The following is an 18,617-nucleotide window of genomic DNA, read 5'->3' as shown; positions in this document are numbered from 1 at the left end:
GGCGCGCGCCTGTCGGATGCATGCCTGTCGGACGCGCGCCTACCGGACGCACGCCTGTCGGACGCACGCCGCAGGACCACCGCCAGACCCGTACGGAAACGAGGACCGCGCCATGCCACCCACCCCCCACCAGGGCCATGTGGTCGTCGCCCCCGACAAGTTCAAGGGCAGCCTGGAGGGCGCCGAGGCGGCGGCCCGGATCGCCGCCGGCATCCGGCGCGCCGCGCCCGGCACCGAGGTGCGCGAACTGCCCGTCGCCGACGGCGGCGAGGGCACCCTGGCCGCCGCGCTCGCGGCCGGCTTCAGCAGGGTCCCGGCCGAGGTGGCCGGCCCGACCGGACTGCCGGTGGACGCCGCGCTGGCCGTCCGGGACGACACCGCCGTGGTCGAGCTGGCGCAGGCCTCGGGCCTGGCCCGGCTGCCCGGCGGCCGGGCCACCCCGCTCACGGCCGGGTCCTACGGGGTCGGCCAGCTGATCGCCAAGGCGGTCTCGCTCGGCGTCAAGCGGATCGTCCTGGGACTCGGCGGCAGCGCCTGTACGGACGGCGGCGCCGGCATGGTGCAGGCCCTCGGGGCGCGGCTGCGCGACGCAGACGGCGTCGAACTCCCGCCCGGTGGCGCCGCGTTGCGCCGGCTCGCGGAGATCGACCCCGGCCCGCTGGCCGACGCCCTGGGCGGGGTCGAGGTCGTGGTGGCCTGCGACGTGGACAACCCGCTGCTCGGGCCGCGCGGCGCCGCCGCCGTCTACGGTCCGCAGAAGGGCGCCGACGGCGCGGACCTGGTGGCGCTGGAAGCGGGGCTGACCCGGTTCGCCGACCTGGTCGCCGAGGCCACCGGGCGGGACGTCCGGGAGGCGCCCGGCGCCGGCGCCGCCGGCGGGGTGGGCTTCGCCGCCCTGGCCCTGCTCGGCGCGACCGTACGACCCGGCATCGAGCTGCTGCTCGACCTGCTGGGCTTCGACGCGGCCGTGCGCGGGGCACGCCTCGTCGTGACCGGCGAGGGCTGCCTGGACGCGCAGACGCTGCACGGCAAGGCCCCCGCCGGAGTCGCCGCGGCCGCCGCCCGGGCCGGGGTCCGGGTGGCCGCCGTGGCGGGCCGGCTGGAACTCACCGAACCCCAGTGGCGTGCCGCCGGCTTCACCGCCGCGATCGCCCTGACCGACCTGCTCGACTCGACCGACCTGCTCGACTCGACCGACCTGATCGACCCGACCAACTCGACCAACTCGACCGCCCTGACCGGCCCGACCGACCTGACAGACCTGGCCGAGCGGTCTGGGGAGAGCATGGCCAGGGCCGCCGAGCTGGCCGAACTCGCGGGGGAGCGGTTGGCCCAGCGCCTGCTGCCGGGCTGACCCCGTGCGCGCGGAGCCACCGGACGCCCCCGACCCTCCAACGCCCATCCATTGACGTTTTGTTGAAGACAGGCCTAGGCTCCCGGCAATCCTTCGCCTCCACCCGTGTTCGCGCACCACCGACTCCCAGGTTCCGGAGGTCTCCCATGCCCTTCAGCCAGCCGACGGTGATCCGCTCCCGACGGGCGGTCCTGCCCGACGGCGAGCACCCCGCGGACGTGCTGATCCAGGACGGGAGGATCGTCCGGACGGCCCCGCACGGCTCGCTCACGGCCGGCGACGGCGAACTCGTCGACGTCGTCGACCTCGGCGACACCGCGCTGCTGCCGGGCCTGGTCGACACCCACGTGCACGTCAACGAGCCCGGCCGCACCGAGTGGGAGGGCTTCGCCACCGCCACCCGGGCCGCCGCGGCCGGCGGCGTCACCACGATCGTCGACATGCCGCTCAACTCGATCCCGCCCACCACCACGGTGGCCGGGCTGGCGGCCAAGCGGAAGGCCGCCGAGGGCCAGGCCTGGGTCGACCTCGGGTTCTGGGGCGGCGCCGTCCCCGGCAACCTCGCGGACCTCGAACCCCTGTACCGGGAAGGCGTGTTCGGCTTCAAGAGCTTCCTCGCCCCCTCGGGGGTGGAGGAGTTCCCGCACCTCGAGGCCGCCGACCTGACGGCGGCGCTGGCCGAGCAGGCCCGGATCGGGGCGCTGGCGATCATCCACGCCGAGGACCCGGCCGTGCTCGCCGCCGCCCCGCAGCAACCCGGCGTCCACTACCGGGACTTCCTGGCCTCGCGGCCCGCCGACGCGGAGACCGCCGCCGTCGCCCACCTGCTCGCGGCGCTGTATCGGACCGGCGCCCACCGCACCGGCGCCCGGGTGCACGTCCTGCACGTCTCCTCCGCCGCCGTGCTACCGCTGCTGCGACGGGCCCGCGAGGACGGCGTACGGGTGACCGCCGAGACCTGTCCGCACTACCTGACCCTCGCCGCCGAGCAGGTGCCGGACGGCGACACCGCCTTCAAATGCTGTCCGCCGATCCGCGACGAGGCCAACCGGGACGCGCTCTGGCAGGCCCTGGCGAACGGCGAGTTCATCGCCGTCGTCTCCGACCACTCACCGTCCACCCCCGACCTCAAACTGCTGCCCGAGTACGGCGGCAGCGGCGACTTCGCGGCCGCCTGGGGCGGAATCGCCTCGCTCCAGCTCGGCCTGCCGGCCGTCTGGACCGAGGCCCGCCGGCGCGGCCACGCCCTGGCCGACGTGGTGCGCTGGATGTCCGCCGGACCGGCCGCCCTGGTCGGTCTCACCGGCACCAAGGGCGCCATCGCCGCCGGCCACGACGCGGACCTGGTCGCCTTCGACCCCGACGGCGAGTTCGCCGTCCGGGCGAGCGGGCTGCACCACCGCAACCCGGTCACCCCGTACGCGGGCCGGACCCTCACCGGCGCGGTGCGCACCACCTGGCTGCGCGGTCGCGCGGTGGACCCTGCCGCCCGCCCCTTCGGCCGACAGCTCGTCCGGCCGCACTCCCACCCCGACCCCACCTCACCGCCACCCCGTCCGAACCCGCCCAAGGAGAGTCAGTGACCACTGCCGGCACCCCGAGTGCTCCCTTCACCGAGCTGGTCGACCTGGCCTCCCGACCGCTCGGCGCGGGCGTCGTCGCCACCAACGAGGACACCTTCGCGGACGCCGAGAACCTGCTGGTCGCCGCGCCGGCCGAGTTCCGCCCGCACACCTTCGGCCACAAGGGCCAGATCATGGACGGCTGGGAGTCCAGGCGCCGTCGCGGAGTCTCCGCCGAGCAACCGCACCCCACCGACGCGGACCACGACTGGGCGATCGTCCGGCTCGGCGCCGCCGGGGTGATCCGCGGCGTGGTCGTGGACACCGCCCACTTCACCGGCAACCACCCGGAGTCCGCCTCGGTCGAGGCCGCGTCAGTCCCCGGCCACCCCTCGCCCGAGGAACTCCGGGCCGCCGAGTGGACCACGATCGTGCCGCGCACCGGGCTCAGGGGCGACACCGCCCACGAGTTCGCCGTCGCGGACGGCACCCGCTACACCCATGTGCGGCTGAACATCTTCCCGGACGGCGGCGTCGCCCGCCTGCGGGTGCACGGCGAGGTGCTCCCGGACCCGCGCGAACTCGAAGGCCTCACCTTCGACTTGGCCGCCCAGGAGTACGGCGGCGTGGCCGAGGCGGCGTCCGACCGCTACTTCTCCTCCCCGCACAACCTGAACGCTCCCGGCCGCGCCTCCGTCATGGGCGACGGTTGGGAGACCCGGCGTCGGCGCGACAAGGCCAACGACTGGGTGCGGATCGCCCTGGCCGGGGGCGGTGAGGTCCTGGCCGCCGAAGTGGACACCTCCTGCTTCGTCGCCAACGCCCCCGGCTGGGCCGACCTGATCGGCTTCGACGCCTCGACCGGGGCCGACCCGGCCGACGGCGAATGGTTCGAACTCCTGCCCCGCACCCGGCTCCAGCCCGACACCCGGCACCGCTTCCGGCTCGACGCCGGCCGCCCGGTGACCCACGTGCGCATCAACGTCTACCCGGACGGCGGCCTGGCCCGCCTCCGGCTCACCGGCCGCCTCACCGAGGCCGGTCGCACGGCCCTCGCGCTGCGCTGGTTCGACGCCCTCCCGGCCGCCGAGGCCCGTGCCGCCCTCGCCGCGGCCGGTGCCGCCGCCGGCGAGGCCGCCGCGCTGACCGCCGCCCGCCCGGTCGTCGACCCGACCGGGGCCGCGGCCGTCGTCCGGATCCTGCTCGGCTAGTTGTTCTGACCCGTGAGCCCTGTCACCAACCTCTGTGGTCAGTACAGCTAGTCGACGGTCCGTCGGTTCATCTCCGGAGCCACGAGCCCTACTCGTACGGCCGCCCGGCCCGGACCGGCGACGCGCCGTCCGTGCCGCCGCCGTCCCCGCCGTCCCCGCCGCCGCCGTCCCCGCCGTCCGCGCCGCCGCGCTCCTGCCCGGCGGTCGCGGAACGCGCCCCTCCCTCCTGGGTGGTGGGGGAGGGGCCGTCGCGTCCGCCCAGGTCGGCGGACGGGGCTACACGGATTGTTCACGGATATGTACGGACGGCAGCCGTCGGAGCCGCCGGGTCGATAGGCTGGTGCGTGCCCGCGGTCGCTCCGTGGGGGGACATCGGAAGGGGACGACATGTCGACACCAGTCCCGGGCCGTCACGCCGCGCTTGACCAGGGTCCGACGGGCCCGTTCACCTCCCTCCAACACGCCCTCAGACTGATGGAGGCGGTCGACCGCCACCCCGACGGCGCCACCCTGGTGGCCCTCGCCCGGGAGACCGCGCTCGGGCTGCCCACCGTGCGGCGGCTCGCCGAGATCCTGGAGGTCGAGGGCTATCTCCAGTGCCAGGACGGGGGTTGGCTGCTGGGCGGCACCTTCGCGCTGCTCGGCCAGCACAACCGGGAGCAGCTGGTGAAGGCCAGGCTCAACCGCAAACTCGCGGAACTACGGGACGAGTTGGGTGCCGCGGTGTACTTCGGCCGGTACCACGACGGCGAGTTGTCGGTGGAGGCGGTCTCGGCCGCCGACTACGCCCCGGCCGTGCAGGAGTGGGTGGACTTCAGGGCGACCGCGCACGCCAGCGCGATCGGCAAGTGCCTGCTCAGCCAGCTGGACGTGGACGCCCGGCGCGACCACCTCTCCCGGCACCCGGTCGCCCGGCTCACCTCCCGCACCGTCACCGACGCCGACCAGCTGATGCACCGGCTGGAGCGGCAGCCGGCCACGGTGCCGGTGCTCGACATCCAGGAGTACGCGCTGGGCACGGTGTGCGCGGCGGTGCCGATCACGGCGGGCAGCACGGTCGGCTGTCTGGCCACCTCGATGCCGGCGGACAACATCCACAAGCTGAAGGCCGCCGCCGAGCTGCTGGCGGCCCGGGCGGCGCCGCTGATGCTGGCGATGGCGGTCTGACGGCGGGTCGGCGGTCGCGTGGGGGTCAGGGGAAGCCCTGCCGGGAAACCGGTGGGGCTTCCCGCGTTTCCCGTGGCGTCGGCCGGTGCATCACTTATTAGACTCGATGTCGATAAGGGCGGGCGAAACCCTTGTCCCCACGGCTACCCGCGAGTACGTTTCCCTGGAGCCGAGCCGCCGCCCCCAGGTCAGGAGGGCCTGCCATGCCCCGTTCCACCCTCGTCCCCGCCCTCGCCGCCCCCGCCGCGCGCGTGCACGACAACCTCGTCCTGGAGCCCCGGGACGTCCGCTTCGACTGGGCCCAGCTGCCGCTGCACTGGATCCCGGACGAGCCGATGGCCACCCACGTCATCAACGTGCTGCACCTGCTGCTGCCCGAGGGGGAGCGCTGGTTCGTCAAGGTGTTCAAGGAGGCGTTGCCGCTCATCCGGGACGAGCAACTGCGCGAGGAGGTCCTCGGATTCATCGGGCAGGAGGCCATCCACGCCGAGGCGCACCAGGAGGTCCTGGACCACCTGCTCGGCCAGGGACTCGACCCGAGGCCGTACGTCCGGCAGATCTCCTGGCTGTTCCAGCGGGTCCTCGGCGACAAGCCGGGGCTGACGGCGGCCCAGCGGCGGGAGAGCGTCATCGAGCGGGTCGCCTTCATCGCGGCGATCGAGCACTTCACCGCCTTCCTCGGCAACTGGGCTCTCAACTCCCCGGGTCTGGACCGGGCCAAGGCCGACCCGACGATGCTGGACCTGCTGCGCTGGCACGGCGCGGAGGAGGTCGAGCACCGCAGCGTCGCCTACGACCTGATGGTCCACCTGGACCCGGGCTACCTGCGCCGGGTGCGCGGGATGGTGTTCTCGGGGCCGCTGCTGGTCCACCTCTGGGTGCGCGGCGCCCGCTTCCTGCTCGCCGCCGACCCCACCCTGGAGGGGCGACTCAAGCCCACCTGGCGGGAGGCGGGCCGGATCGCCAAACGCGGACTGCTGCCGGACCCGCTCAGGTCGATCCGCTCCGGGCTGCGCTACCTGCGGCCGGGCTACCACCCGACCCAGGAGGGCTCGTCCAGCCAGGCGCTGGGCTACCTCGCCACCTCCCCGGCCGCCCGCGCGGCTGCCGGGCGCGGCTGACGGTCGACAGGTTTCAGCGAACAGATGACGTCATCTGTTCGCTGAACTCTGTTCGCTGAAGTCTGAAATCTGAACGCCGAACTCTGACATCCGAAACCTGTCAGCTGTCGCCCGCCGCCCGCCCGCCGCCCCGCTCCCACCCCAAGGACCCCGCCGGATGGACCAGCTCACCCCGCCCCCCGACCTCTACGGCCGCCCCCGCGCCGACGGCTTCATGCGCCGGCTCACCGCCTTCGGCGACCGCTACCACCCGGCCCTCGGTGGCCCGCTGCTGCGCCGCAACCCCCGCCGCCCGTACAGCCGCCCCACCCCTGCGCTCCGCCTGGTCGTCGCCGATCGCCGCCCACTGGCCGCCGGCGTCGTCGAGTTGACCCTCGCCGACCCCTCCGGCAGTCCGCTGCCCCGCTGGCAGCCCGGCGCCCACCTGCGCCTCGTCCTGCCCTCCGGCCGCGAGCGCCACTACTCCCTCAGCGGCGACCCGGCCGACCGCACCGCCTACCGCATCGCCGTCCGACGGCTGCCCGAGGGCGGCGGCGGGTCCGTCGAGGTCCACGACGCCCTGCACCCCGGCACCCGGCTCACCGCCCGTCGCCCGCGCAACGGCTTCGCCTTCTGCGCCGAGCCCGCCGTCCTCCTGCTGGCCGGCGGCATCGGCATCACCCCGCTGCTCCCGATGGCCCGCGAGGCGCAGCGCCACGGCCTGGACTGGCGCCTGGTGCACGTCGGCCGCAGCGCCGACACCCTCCCGTACACGGACGAGCTGCGGGCCCTCGATCCGCGTCGGGTGGTGCTGCGCACCGACGACGAGCACGGCGGCGTCCCCACCGGCGCCGAACTGCTCGCCCACGCCCCGCGCGGCGCCGCCGTCTACTGCTGCGGCCCGGCCCCGATGCTCACCGCCGTGCAGCGCGCCCTGGACGGCTCCCCGGCCGCCTCGCTGCACTTCGAGCGCTTCGGCGCCGCCCCGATCACCGACGGCGAGCCCTTCACCGTCCGCCTCGGCGCCGACGGCCCCGCCCTCGACGTCCCCGCCGACCGCTCCGCCCTGGACGTGCTGCGCGAGGCCCGCCCGGACCTCCCGTACTCCTGCCACCAGGGCTTCTGCGGCACCTGCGAGGTCCGCGTGCTGGCCGGGCCGCCCGATCACCGGGACCGCCGTCTCACCCCCGAGCAGCGTGCCGCCGGCGCCCTGCTGCCCTGCGTCTCCCGGGCCGCCGAGGGCGAGACCCTCGTGCTGGACCTCTAGAAGGAGCCCCTCACCATGGCGAAAGCGACCCCCGCCTTCCGCTACACCGAGCGCGACCTCACCCGCTTCCGCGAGACCCAGCAGCTCGCCTACCACTGCGCCGAACAGGTCGCCGCCTGGATCGAACCCGGCGTCACCGAGCGGCAGGCCACCGCCGAGCTGCGCCGCCGCCTGGTCGCCGCCGGGGTGCAGGACTTCTTCCACATCCCCTTCGCCTGGTTCGGCGACCGGACGGCGTTCCGGCACTTCCACACCCCGCTGCAGTTCTTCGCCGGCAACCGCCGGCTGGAGGAGGGCATGCCGTACGTGCTGGACTGCGCGCCCGTGGTGGACGGCTACACCGCCGACATCGGCTACGGCGGCAAGGTCGGCGAGAACCGGGTCTGGGACCGCCTGGCCGCCGACCTCGAGGTCTACCGCGAGCTGATCCTCCAGGAGGTGCGGGCCCGCAAGCCGCTCTCCGAGGTGTACGCCGCAGTCGACGCCCAGATCGCCGCGCACGGCTACGACAACCGCCACCAGGTGTACCCGGGCCGGGTGATCGGCCACCAGGTCACCCGCAACACCGCGCGCGGCCCCGCCGGGGTGAACGTCTTCGGCTTCGGCGTGCGCACCCTCCAGACCCTCGGCCGTGAGCTGATCTCCGAGCGGCTGCACGGCCGTTCACCGCTCTGGGCGGACGGGCGCTCGTCCCGGCACGCGCCCACCCCGGGCCTGTGGGCGGTCGAACCGCACATCGGTTTCCGGGGTGTGGGCATCAAGTTCGAGGAACTGCTGGTGGTCACCGAGGACGACGCCTACTGGCTCGACGACGACCTGCCGCACGTCCGCCGCTGGACCGCGACCACCGGGCAGACTGCAACCCAGAACACCGCCGCCACCCAGAAGGCCGCCGCCACCGAGCACGCCGCCGCCACCCAGAACACCACCGCCACCCAGAACGCCGCCGCCACCCAGAAGGCCGCCGCCACCGAGAACGCCGCCGCCACCCAGAACACCACCGACACCGAGAACACCGCCGACACCAAGAGCATCGCCGCCACCGAGCCGACCACCCTGGAGGCCACCCGATGACGAGCCCGTCGCAGCGCCGCCCGGCGAAGACCCTGGCGAAAACCCCGGCGGCGCCCCCGGCGGCGCCCCCGGTGCGCCGCCGGACCGTCCACTCCGGCGGCCTCCCACTCGCCGTCTTCGAGCAGGGCGACCCGGACGCCCCCACCGTCCTCCTCGTACACGGCTACCCCGACACCCACGCCGTCTGGGACGACATCGCCGCCGACCTCGCCCGCGACCACCACGTGGTCCGCTACGACGTGCGCGGCGCCGGCGAGTCCGCCGCCCCCGCCGACCGGTCCGGCTACCGCCTGGAGCACCTCGCCGAGGACCTGTTCGCCGTCGCCGACGCCGTCAGCCCGGACCGCCCGGTCCACCTGGTCGCCCACGACTGGGGCTCGATCCAGTCCTGGGAGGCCGTCACCGCGCCCGGCGCCGAGCGCCGGATCGCCTCGTACACGACCCTGTCCGGCCCCAGCCTGGACCACATGGGCTACTGGCTGCGCCACCGGCTGCGCCGCCCCACTCCCCGCCACCTCAAGCAGCTGCTGCACCAGGGCCTGCACTCCTGGTACATCACCGCCTTCCACCTGCCCTACCTCGCCCCCGGTGTCTGGCGCCTCGGCCTGGCCCGGGCCTGGCCGCGGGTGCTGCGCGACCTGGAGCACGTCACCCCGCGCGCCGACCACCCGCAGCCCAGCCTGCGCCGCGACGCGGTCCGCGGCATCGAGCTGTACCGGGCCAACTTCCGCCCCACCCTGGGCAGTCCGCGCGAGCGGCCGACCGAGGTGCCGGTCCAGCTGATCACCCTCACCCGGGACCGGTACGTCGGCACCTACCTCTCCGAGGGGCTGGAGCGCTGGGCACCCGAACTGACCCGCAGGACGCTGCACGCCGGCCACTGGTCGGCGCTGCTGGAGAAGGGAGCCACCGTGGCCGGGATGGTCCGCGAGTTCACCGCCCGCATCGACGCGGGGCAGGCCCGAGGGGCCGAGGGCGACGGCCGGCTGGTCGTGGTCACCGGCGGCGGCAGCGGCATCGGCCGGGCCACCGCGCTCGCCTTCGCCGAGGACGGCGCCCGGGTGGTGGTCTGCGACCTCGACCTCGCGGCCGCCGAGCGCACCGCCGAACTCGCCTCGCTGATCGGCGCGAAGGCGCACGCCTACCGGGTGGACGTCTCCGACGGCGCCGCGATGGACGCCTTCGCGCAGACCGTCGCCGCCGAGCACGGCGTGCCCGACGTCATGGTCAACAACGCGGGCGTCGGGCACTCCGGGACGTTCCTGCAGACCACCGAGAAGGAGTGGCAGCGGGTCCTGGACGTCAACCTCTGGGGCGTGATCCACGGCTGCCGCGCCTTCGGCACCCTGATGGCCGACCGCGGCCAGGGCGGCCACATCGTCAACGTCTCCTCGGCCGCCGCCTACCTGCCCTCCAAGGCGCTCACCGCCTACGCCACCAGCAAGGCCGCGGTGTTCATGCTCTCCGACTGCCTGCGCGCCGAGTTCGTCGCCCACGGCATCGGCGTCTCCACCATCTGCCCCGGCATCGTCAACACCAACATCACCCGCACCTCCACCTTCTCCGCCACCACCTCCACCGAGCAGGCCGCCAAGCAGGCCCGCGCCGCCAGGCTCTACGCCCGCCGCGGCTTCCCCCCGGAGAAGGTCGCCACCGCCATCCTCACCGCCGTCCGCACCGGCCGCCCCGTCGTCCCCGTCACCCCCGAGGCCAAGGCCGCCCGCTTCCTCTCCCGCCTCAGCCCCGGCCTGCTGCGCCTCGCCGCCCGCCTCAACGTCACCTGACCGGGCTTCGCGCGGGCGGACCCCGCCCCGGGTGGCCCCCAGCGGCCGCCCGGGGCTGTGAGAGCATCGAGGCCCATGGAGATGACAACGGCCCTGTGGTCCTTCGCCCTCGTCGTGGGACTGCTGACGCTCACCCCCGGTCTCGACACCGCGCTGATCCTGCGGACCTCGGCGCTGGGGCGGCGCCGGCAGGCGTGGGGGGTCGTGCTGGGGATCCAGACCGGGACGCTGCTCTGGGGGACGCTGACCTCGGCCGGGGTGACGGCGCTGCTGACCGCCTCGCAGGTGGGGTACGAGATCCTGCGCTGGGCGGGTGCGGCGTACCTGGTGTGGATGGGCATCGGGATGCTGCGCAACCGGGGCGGTGAGGCGGCGGCCGAGGAGGAACCGGAGGACGGCGGGTTCGCGCACGGCTGGCGGCGGGGCACGCTGACCAACCTGCTGAACCCCAAGGTCGGGGTCTTCTACGTCGCCGTGCTGCCGCAGTTCATCCCGGCCGGGGCCCCGCACTTCGCCGCCGGCGTGGCGCTGACCTGCGTGCACGTCGTGGAGGGCCTGCTCTGGTCGACCGTCCTGGTGGGCTTCGCCCAGGCGCTGCGCGGCTGGCTGCGCCGGCCGGCCGCCCGACGGCTGATGGACCGGGTGACCGGCGCGGTCGTGGTGGGCTTCGGCGTGAAGCTGGCACTGAGCGACTGACCCCGCTCGCTCGGTTCGTCCTCGCTCGTCCTTGCTCGTCCCGTTCGTCCCTGTTCGTTCCCGTTCAGGCCGCGTGGGTACGGGGCTCCGGGCGGCCCGCGGTGGCGCCCCCGACGTCCCCGTAGCCCCCGTCGCTCTCCGTTTCCCGGTGGGGCGGGTCGTGGTGGATCGGCCCGTCCGAGGCGCTCAGCGGCAGGCAGCTGCCGCCGCGCCGGTGGGCGACGATCTCGGCGGCGACCGAGACCGCCGTCTCCTCCGGGGTGCGGGAGCCGAGGTCCAGGCCGATCGGGGAGCGCAGCCGGGCCAGCTCGGCCTCGGTGAGCCCCGCCTCGCGCAGCCGGGCCACGCGTTCGCGGTCGGTGCGGCGCGAGCCCATCGCGCCGACGTAGCCGACCGGCAGCCGCAGGGCGCGCTCCAGCAGTGGGATGTCGAACTTGGCGTCGTGGGTGAGCACGCACAGCACGGTGCGTCCGTCGATCCGGTCGTGCTGGGAGTCCAGGTAGCGGTGCGGCCAGTCGACCACCACCTCGTCGGCCTCGGGGAAGCGACGGGCGGTGGCGAAGACCGGCCGGGCGTCGCAGACGGTCACGTGGTAGCCGAGGAACTTGCCGATCCGCACCACCGCGGCCGCGAAGTCGATCGCCCCGAAGACCAGCATCCGCGGCGCGGGCACGTACGACTCGACGAAGCAGGTGACGGTGCCCTGCCGGCGGTCGTCGCAGGGGCGTCCGTCCAGGCCGAGTACGAGCCGGCCGGTGCGTCCGGCCTCCAGCATCGCCCGGGCCTGCGCGACGACCGCCCGCTGCAGGCCGCCGACCGTCGAGGGGGCCGGCGAGAGCGCGCCCTCGACGCCGTCGGCGGTGACCGCCAGGGCGGCCCCGACCAGCCCGTCCGGCCCGGCGATCACCCGCACCAGCGCCACCGGTGTGCCCGCCGCGACGTGGGCGATCCCGGCGTCCAGTCCGGTGTCGGCCCCCGGCGCCACCGGCTGGACGAAGACGTCCAGGACGCCGCCGCAGGTCAGCCCCACCGCGAAGGCGTCCTCGTCGCTGTACCCGAAGCGTTCCAGGGCCGGCCGGCCGCTCGCGATGGCGGCCTGGCACAGCTCGTACACCGCGCCCTCGACGCACCCGCCGGAGACGCTGCCCACCGCCTCGCCGTCGGCGTCCACGGCCAGCGCGGCTCCGGGGTCGCGCGGAGCGCTGCCGCAGACGCCGACCACGGTGGCCACGGCGAAGGAACGCCCGGTCGCGTGCCAGGCCAGCAGCTGCTCGGCGATGTCCTGCATGGGGTGAGGCTCCTTACACGGTTTCGACAGTAGCGGGCGGCGCCGCCGTAGGGGAAACGATCCCGTACGACGGCGGTGCCGCCCAAGGCCGCTGCCCAGGGCGCTACCGCGCGAGGCCGTGCTGTCCGCCGAGCCCCCGGCCGGGGGCTCAGCCCGGCCGCTCGGTGGTCAGGTGCTCCGGCCGCACCGGGATCCGGTTGAGCGCCAGCCCGGTGGCGTCGCGGATGGCGGCCACGATGGACGGCGTCGCCGAGACGGTCGGCGCCTCGCCGACCCCGCGCAGCCCGTACGGCGCGTTGGGATCGGGCAGTTCGAGCAGTTCCACCGGGATCGGCGGGGTGTCCAGGATGGTGGGGATCAGGTAGTCGGTGAAGGAGGCGTTGCGCACCTTGCCGTCCCGCAGGACGATCTCCTCCATCACCGCGAGGCCCAGCGCCTGGGTGCAGCCGCCCTGGATCTGGCCGACCACGGAGAGCGGGTTGAGCGCCTTGCCGACGTCCTGGACGGCGGTGAGCTCGACCACCTTGACCAGGCCCAGTTCCACGTCCACGTCCACCACCGCGCGGTTGGCGCAGAAGGAGTACTGGACGTGGCCGAAGCCCTGGCCGCTCTCCCTGTCGAAGGGCTGCGTGGGCCGGTGGCGGTGCACGCGGGTCTGCTCGACGGCCCCGTCGCCGAGCAGGTCGACGACGGGGACCAGCACGCCGGCGCTCCTCGACACCACCTTGCCGCCGGCCAGCACCAGGTCGTCGTGGGTCCAGCCGTAGCGCCGGCGGCCCCGGTCGAGCAGTTCCCGGCGCACCGCCTCGGCGGCCAGCTTCACCGCACCGCCGGTCATGTACGTCTGGCGCGAGGCGGAGGTCGAGCCGGCCGAGCCCACCGAGGTGTCGGCCGGGTGGATGGTGACCCGCTCGACGCCCAGCTCGGTGCGGGCGATCTGGGCGTGCACGGTGACGCCGCCCTGGCCGACCTCGGCCGCCGCGGTGTGCACCATGGCGACCGGCTCGCCGCCGATCGCCTCCAGCCGCACCCGGGCGGTGGAGTAGTCGTCGAACCCCTCGGAGAAGCCGACGTTCTTGATCCCGACCGAGTAGCCGACGCCGCGCACGATCCCCTCGCCGTGCGAGGTGTTGGACAGCCCGCCGGGCAGCCGGCGCAGGTCGGGGCGCTCGGTGTCCAGCGGCGGCGGAAGCGGCATCTCCTTGGCCCGGCGCAGCAGTTCGGCGACCGGAGCGGGCGCGTCGATCTGCTGCCCGGTGGGCATGGAGTCGCCCTGCGAGACGGCGTTGATCTGCCGCAGCTCCACCGGGTCCATGCCCAGTTCGGCGGCCAGCTTGTCCATCTGCGACTCGTAGCCGAACGCCGCCTGCACCGCGCCGAAGCCGCGCATCGCCCCGCAGGAGGGGTTGTTGCTGTACAGCGCGAGGGCGTGCATCCGCACGTTCGGGATCACGTACGGGCCGTGCCCGAGCGAGGCCGCGTTGCCGACCACGGCGGGGGAGGTGGAGGCGTACGCGCCGCCGTCCAGCACGATCCGGCAGTCGGCGAAGACCAACTTGCCGTCCCGGGTGGCGCCGTGCTCGTAGTGCATCCGCGCGGGGTGGCGGTGCACGTGGCCGAAGAAGGACTCGTCCCGGGAGTAGACGATCTTGACCGGTTTGCCGGTGCGCTGGGCCAGCAGGCAGGCGTGGATCTGCATCGACAGGTCCTCGCGGCCGCCGAACGCGCCGCCGACGCCGGCCAGGGTGAGCCGGACCTTCTCCTCCGGCAGGCCGAGCACCGGAGCCATCTGCCGGCGGTCCGCGTGCAGCCACTGGGTGGCGACGTAGAGGTCGACGCCGCCGTCCTCGGCGGGCACCGCGAGGCCGGACTCCGGGCCGAGGAAGGCCTGGTCCTGCATGCCGACCTCGTAGTCGCCGCTGACGATCACGTCGGCCAGCGCCCGCACCTCGTCGGTCACGCCGCGGCCGGAGACCAGCCGCTGCTCGTGGCAGATGTTGCCGTACGCATGGGACTTGTACGCGTGCGGCTCGTGCACGTACCCGTACGTCTCCGGGTCGAGGCACTGCTCCTCGGTGACGATCGGGGTGAGCACCTCGTACTCGACCGCGATCTTCCTCGCCGCGCGCCGGGCCGTCTCCGGGTGGTCGGCCGCGACCAGCGCGACGGGCTCGCCGTGGTAGCGGATCCGGTCGATCGCCAGGGCCGGCTGGTCCTGGACGTCCAGGCCGTAGTACTTGGTGCCGGGGATGTCCTCGTGGGTCAGCACCGCGTACACCCCGGGCACCTTGAGCGCCTCGGAGAGGTCCACCGAGAGGATGTTCGCCCGGGGGTGCGGCGAGCGCAGCGCCGTGCCCCACAGCATGTCCTCGTGCCAGAGGTCGGAGGAGTAGGCGAACTCGCCCCGGACCTTCAGGTTGCCGTCCGGGCGCAGTGGCGAGCCGCCGATGCCGTCCTTGGACGCCTGGTCGATGCTCCGGAGGTTCTTCTGCCCCTGGATGGTCCGCTGGACCGCCCGGCCGCTCGTGGCACCGCTCGCGACACCACCCGTGCCAACGCCGCCGCCCGTGCCGCCACCCGTGCCAACGCCGCCGCCCGTGCCGCCACCCGTGCCAACGCCGCCGCCCGTGCCGCCACCCGTGCCAACGCCGCCGCCCGTGCCACCGCTCGCCGCGCCGCTCATCGCGTACCGGCCTTCCCCGCGCCGCCCATGCGGGCCGAGGCCAGCCGCACCGCGTCCATGATCTTCTCGTAGCCCGTGCAGCGGCACAGGTTGCCGGACAGCGCCTCGCGGATGTCGTCGTCGCTCGGCCGCGGGTCGTCCGCCAGCAGCGCGTCGGTCTGCACCAGCAGCCCGGGGGTGCAGAAGCCGCACTGGACGGCTCCGGCGTCGACGAACGCCTGCTGGACGGGGCCCAGTTCGCCGTCCTGCCCGCTCAGGCCCTCGACCGTGCGCACCTCGCGGTCCTGCACCTGTCCGGCCGCGACCAGGCAGGAGCAGACCGGGACGCCGTCCAGGTAGACGGTGCAGGAGCCGCACTCGCCCTGCTCGCAGGCGTTCTTCGAGCCCGGCAGGCCGACCCGCTCGCGCAGCACGTACAGCAGGCTCTCGCCCTCCCACACGTCGTCGGCCTCGACCGGCTTGCCGTTGGCGGTGAAAGTGACCCTCATGCCGCGCTCCTGATCTGCTTGCCGTAGTCGTTCCAGGTCCAGGTGAGGGTGCGGCGGGCCATCACGGCGAGCGCGTGCCGGCGGTAGTCGGCGGTGCCCCGGACGTCGTCGATCGGCGAGGCCGCGGCCTTCACCAGCTCGCCGAAGCGCCGGACCACCTCGGCGCCCAGCGGCTCCCCGGACTCCCACAGGCCCCGCTCGGCGAGCACGCCCCGGAGGTACTCCTCGGCCTCGACGGCGCGGCGCGGCGTGGGGGCGGCCGAGCCGATGCCGGTGCCGACGGTGCCGCTGCGCGGGTGCAGGGCAAGACCGAACGCGCAGACCGCGATCACCATGGCGTTGCGGGTGCCGATCTTCGAGAACTGCTGCGGCCCGTCCGCCACCGGGACGTGCACGGCCCGGATCAGCTCGTCGGCCGCCAGGCAGTTGCGCTTCACCCCGGTGTAGAAGTCGTCGATCGGGATCATCCGGGTGCCGCGCACCGAGGCCGCCTCGACGAACACGTCCCGCCCGGCCGCCAGCAGCGCCGGGTGCGAATCGCCGGCCGGGGAGGCCGCGCCGAGGTTGCCGCCGACGCTGCCGCGGTTGCGGATCTGCGGCGAGCCGACGGTGCGGGCCGCCAGCGCCAGCCCGGGCAGCGGGCCGGACAGCTCCGCGATGATCCGGGCGTAGGGGATGGCGGCACCGAGCCGGACGACGCCGCCGTCCTCGGACCACGAGGTGAGTTCGGCGATGCGGTTCAGGTCGAGGATCGCGGACGGCCGGTGCATGTCGAAGTTCAGCTCGACCATGACGTCCGTGCCGCCCGACAGGGGCAGCGCCGTCGGCTGTTCGGCCTTCACCGCGAGTGCCTCGTCCCAGGTGGCGGGCCGAAGGAACTCCATGCGGGTGTCTCCTCACGTCGTCGCCCGCCGGGTGTCCGGCGGCGTGTCGCCCAGTGAACCGCTGTGACGCGGCCCACTGGCAGTCACCGATGGCATGAAGCCCCGGCTGTGAGCCCGCCCGGCATCCTGTACGTTCCTCTAAGGAGGGGAATCCCGCAGCCCAGGTGTTCGCCGGGTGCTACCTACGACCGTAATCCCGGCCGTGACGCGAGGGCTACGGACCCGCACACGCCCCTACGGCCAGGCCCTATCGTTACCCCTTCGTTCCTCCCCCCAAGCCCCGTTAAGGAGTCCGCGGATGCGCGTCCGTGACCTGCTCGCCCCCGGCGCCCCGGGACTGCGCCTGCTCGCGGCCGAGGAAGAGCTGGACCGGCAGGTCAGCGGTGTGATGACGACGGACCTCCAGGACCCGGGCCGCTACCTGCACGGTGGCGAACTGGTGCTCACCGGCATGCTCTGGCGCACCGTCCCGGCCGACTCCGAGCGCTTCGTCCGCACCCTCGCGGCCGGCGGCGCGGTCGCTCTCGCGGCCGGCCAGGCCGAGGTCGGGCCGGTGCCCGAGGACCTGGTCGAGGCCTGCCGCCGGCACCGGATGCCGCTGCTCGTCGTCCCCGACGACGTGGCCTTCGGCACCGTCACCGAGTTCGTCGGGCGCCAGCTCTCCGCCGACCGCGCGGCCGACCTCGCCGCCCTGGTCGACCGGCACCGCCTGCTGGTCTCGGCGGCCGGCGGCGGCGGACTGGACGCGGTGCTGGACCTGCTCGGCGGCGACCTCGACCTGGACTGCTGGGTGCTCACCCCGACCGGCGCGGTGATCGCCGGCCCCGCCGACCGGCTCTCCGCCCAGGACCGTGACCAGCTGGTCCGCACCCACCTCGCCGCCCAGCGCCAGCGCCGCCGCCCCCCGCACCGGGCCCGGCTGGCGGCCGGCTCCTACTCGCTGCTGCCCGCCCCGGCCCCGGTCCCCGACTCGGAGCCCACCCCCGCTCCCGCCGCCGGCGAGCCCGACGCGCCGCCGGCCGACCGCCCGCTGGCCGACTGGGTGCTCGTGGTCGCCGGCGACGTCACCGAGTGGACCACCAAGCGCCAGCAGCTCGCCGAGAACCTCGCCCGGCTGGTCGCCGCCGAGCGCCACCGCCGCGACGAGGGCCGCCGGCTGCGCCGCCGCCTCGCCGACGAGGTGCTCGCCCTGCTGCGCCGCGACGCCGACCCGGCCGAGATCAGCCGCGGCCTGTACGCCTCCTCGGCGATGGCCGCCCGCTACGAGGGCCCCGGGCGCAAGTCCCAGGCGCAGGAGGACTCCTGGCTGGTGCTCAGTGCCGAGGGCACCGGCCTGCCGGAGGGCGCCGTACGGGCGGTGCTGGAGGAGGCCCTCGGCGGCACCGACGACCGCGCCCTGATCGCCGGAACGGGCACCGGCGCCGTGGTGGTGCTGCCCGCCCTGGAGGGCCCGGTGCCCGCCGACACGCTGCGCGAACTGCTCGCCCCGCTGGAGGCCGGGCTCGGCGCGGACGACCGGATCACCCTCGGCGTCTCCGCCCCCGCCTCCGGGGCCGGCGGCCTGCGCGGCGCCCTGGAGGAGGCCCGGCACGCCCGCCGGATCGCCGCCTCCCGGACCGGCCGGATCTGCGTCGCGGGCCCGGAGGAGCTCGCCTCGCACGTCCTGCTGCTGGCCGCCGTCCCGGACGAGGTGCGCCGCGCCTTCCGCGGCCGGCTGCTGGACAAGGTGATCGCGTACGACACGGAGCACCAGGCGGACCTGGTCCGCACCCTGGAGGCCTTCCTGCGCTCGGACGGCTCCTGGACCCGCTGCGCCGCGCAGCTGCACGTCCACGTGAACACCCTGCGGTACCGGATCGGCCGGATCGAGGAGCTGACCGGGCGTGACCTCTCCCGGCTGGAGGACCGGGTGGACTTCTACCTGGCGCTGGAGCTGGCCTGACGCCGCACCCGCCCGGACGTGCGACAGGGCCCGGGGGGGGCGAGGGGGGGGGGGGGGGGGGGGGGGGGGGTGTTTTCCTTCAGGGCTTCCCTGTCCCGGTGGGAGGGGAGGCAGCGA

At 74.7% G+C, this 18,617-nt stretch carries 14 protein-coding genes; 10 read left to right on the top strand and 4 right to left on the bottom strand.

The features are described 5' to 3' along the window. Positions 1 to 112: 112 nt before the first annotated feature. The 9 genes from ACZ5OX_RS24555 (at position 113) to ACZ5OX_RS24515 (ending at position 11,215) form a co-directional block, all read left to right on the top strand. Complete coding sequence (locus ACZ5OX_RS24555) at positions 113 to 1,354, top strand: glycerate kinase (RefSeq protein WP_465632962.1); 1,242 nt, start codon at positions 113 to 115, stop codon at positions 1,352 to 1,354. Positions 1,355 to 1,500: 146 nt separating this feature from the next. Further along, positions 1,501 to 2,937, top strand: coding sequence for an allantoinase AllB (allB, locus tag ACZ5OX_RS24550; RefSeq protein ID WP_465632961.1), 1,437 nt, complete (start codon positions 1,501 to 1,503; stop codon positions 2,935 to 2,937). After that, positions 2,934 to 4,127, top strand: a complete 1,194-nt coding sequence (gene alc, locus ACZ5OX_RS24545) for an allantoicase (RefSeq protein ID WP_465632959.1) — start codon at positions 2,934 to 2,936, stop codon at positions 4,125 to 4,127. The genes allB and alc overlap by 4 nt, the downstream gene beginning before the upstream one ends. 387 nt (positions 4,128 to 4,514) lie before the next feature. Beyond that, on the top strand, positions 4,515 to 5,294 hold the full coding sequence (locus ACZ5OX_RS24540) for an IclR family transcriptional regulator (protein WP_465632957.1): 780 nt from the start codon (positions 4,515 to 4,517) through the stop codon (positions 5,292 to 5,294). A 203-nt stretch (positions 5,295 to 5,497) separates the two neighbouring features. Then, a complete protein-coding gene (locus ACZ5OX_RS24535) occupies positions 5,498 to 6,415 on the top strand; it encodes a metal-dependent hydrolase (protein WP_465632956.1) in 918 nt (305 codons plus the stop codon). 157 nt (positions 6,416 to 6,572) lie between these two features. Continuing rightward, positions 6,573 to 7,661, top strand: coding sequence for a PDR/VanB family oxidoreductase (locus ACZ5OX_RS24530; RefSeq protein ID WP_465632954.1), 1,089 nt, complete (start codon positions 6,573 to 6,575; stop codon positions 7,659 to 7,661). 15 nt (positions 7,662 to 7,676) lie between these two features. Beyond that, positions 7,677 to 8,735, top strand: coding sequence for a M24 family metallopeptidase (locus tag ACZ5OX_RS24525; RefSeq protein ID WP_465632953.1), 1,059 nt, complete (start codon positions 7,677 to 7,679; stop codon positions 8,733 to 8,735). Then, positions 8,732 to 10,519, top strand: coding sequence for an SDR family oxidoreductase (locus ACZ5OX_RS24520; protein WP_465632951.1), 1,788 nt, complete (start codon positions 8,732 to 8,734; stop codon positions 10,517 to 10,519). The genes ACZ5OX_RS24525 and ACZ5OX_RS24520 overlap by 4 nt, the downstream gene beginning before the upstream one ends. A 75-nt stretch (positions 10,520 to 10,594) precedes the next feature. After that, on the top strand, positions 10,595 to 11,215 hold the full coding sequence (locus ACZ5OX_RS24515) for a LysE family translocator (RefSeq protein WP_392922023.1): 621 nt from the start codon (positions 10,595 to 10,597) through the stop codon (positions 11,213 to 11,215). A 64-nt stretch (positions 11,216 to 11,279) separates the two neighbouring features. Here ACZ5OX_RS24515 and ACZ5OX_RS24510 read toward each other — a convergent pair whose 3' ends face one another. From ACZ5OX_RS24510 to ACZ5OX_RS24495, 4 genes are all read right to left on the bottom strand, one after another. Next, positions 11,280 to 12,503, bottom strand: a complete 1,224-nt coding sequence (locus ACZ5OX_RS24510; RefSeq protein ID WP_465632949.1) for an XdhC family protein — start codon at positions 12,501 to 12,503, stop codon at positions 11,280 to 11,282. 148 nt (positions 12,504 to 12,651) lie between these two features. Further along, positions 12,652 to 15,186: a xanthine dehydrogenase subunit D gene (pucD, locus tag ACZ5OX_RS24505; protein ID WP_465632947.1), complete on the bottom strand. Its 2,535-nt coding sequence runs from the start codon at positions 15,184 to 15,186 to the stop codon at positions 12,652 to 12,654. Then, on the bottom strand, positions 15,183 to 15,674 hold the full coding sequence (locus tag ACZ5OX_RS24500) for a (2Fe-2S)-binding protein (RefSeq protein ID WP_465632945.1): 492 nt from the start codon (positions 15,672 to 15,674) through the stop codon (positions 15,183 to 15,185). The genes pucD and ACZ5OX_RS24500 overlap by 4 nt, the downstream gene beginning before the upstream one ends. Then, entirely contained in the window at positions 15,671 to 16,558 is an 888-nt protein-coding gene (locus ACZ5OX_RS24495) for an FAD binding domain-containing protein (RefSeq protein WP_465632944.1), read from the bottom strand. Before ACZ5OX_RS24495 ends, ACZ5OX_RS24500 begins: the two co-directional genes overlap by 4 nt. A gap of 298 nt (positions 16,559 to 16,856) precedes the next feature. Between ACZ5OX_RS24495 and ACZ5OX_RS24490 the strand changes: the two genes are divergently transcribed. Beyond that, complete coding sequence (locus tag ACZ5OX_RS24490) at positions 16,857 to 18,500, top strand: PucR family transcriptional regulator (RefSeq protein WP_465632942.1); 1,644 nt, start codon at positions 16,857 to 16,859, stop codon at positions 18,498 to 18,500. The last annotated feature ends 117 nt before the right edge of the window (positions 18,501 to 18,617 follow it).

The organism is Kitasatospora sp. NPDC032121, assembly GCF_055580145.1.
The sequence above is the reverse complement of the archived record's forward strand: the minus strand, read 5'-3'. Positions and strand labels throughout refer to the sequence as shown.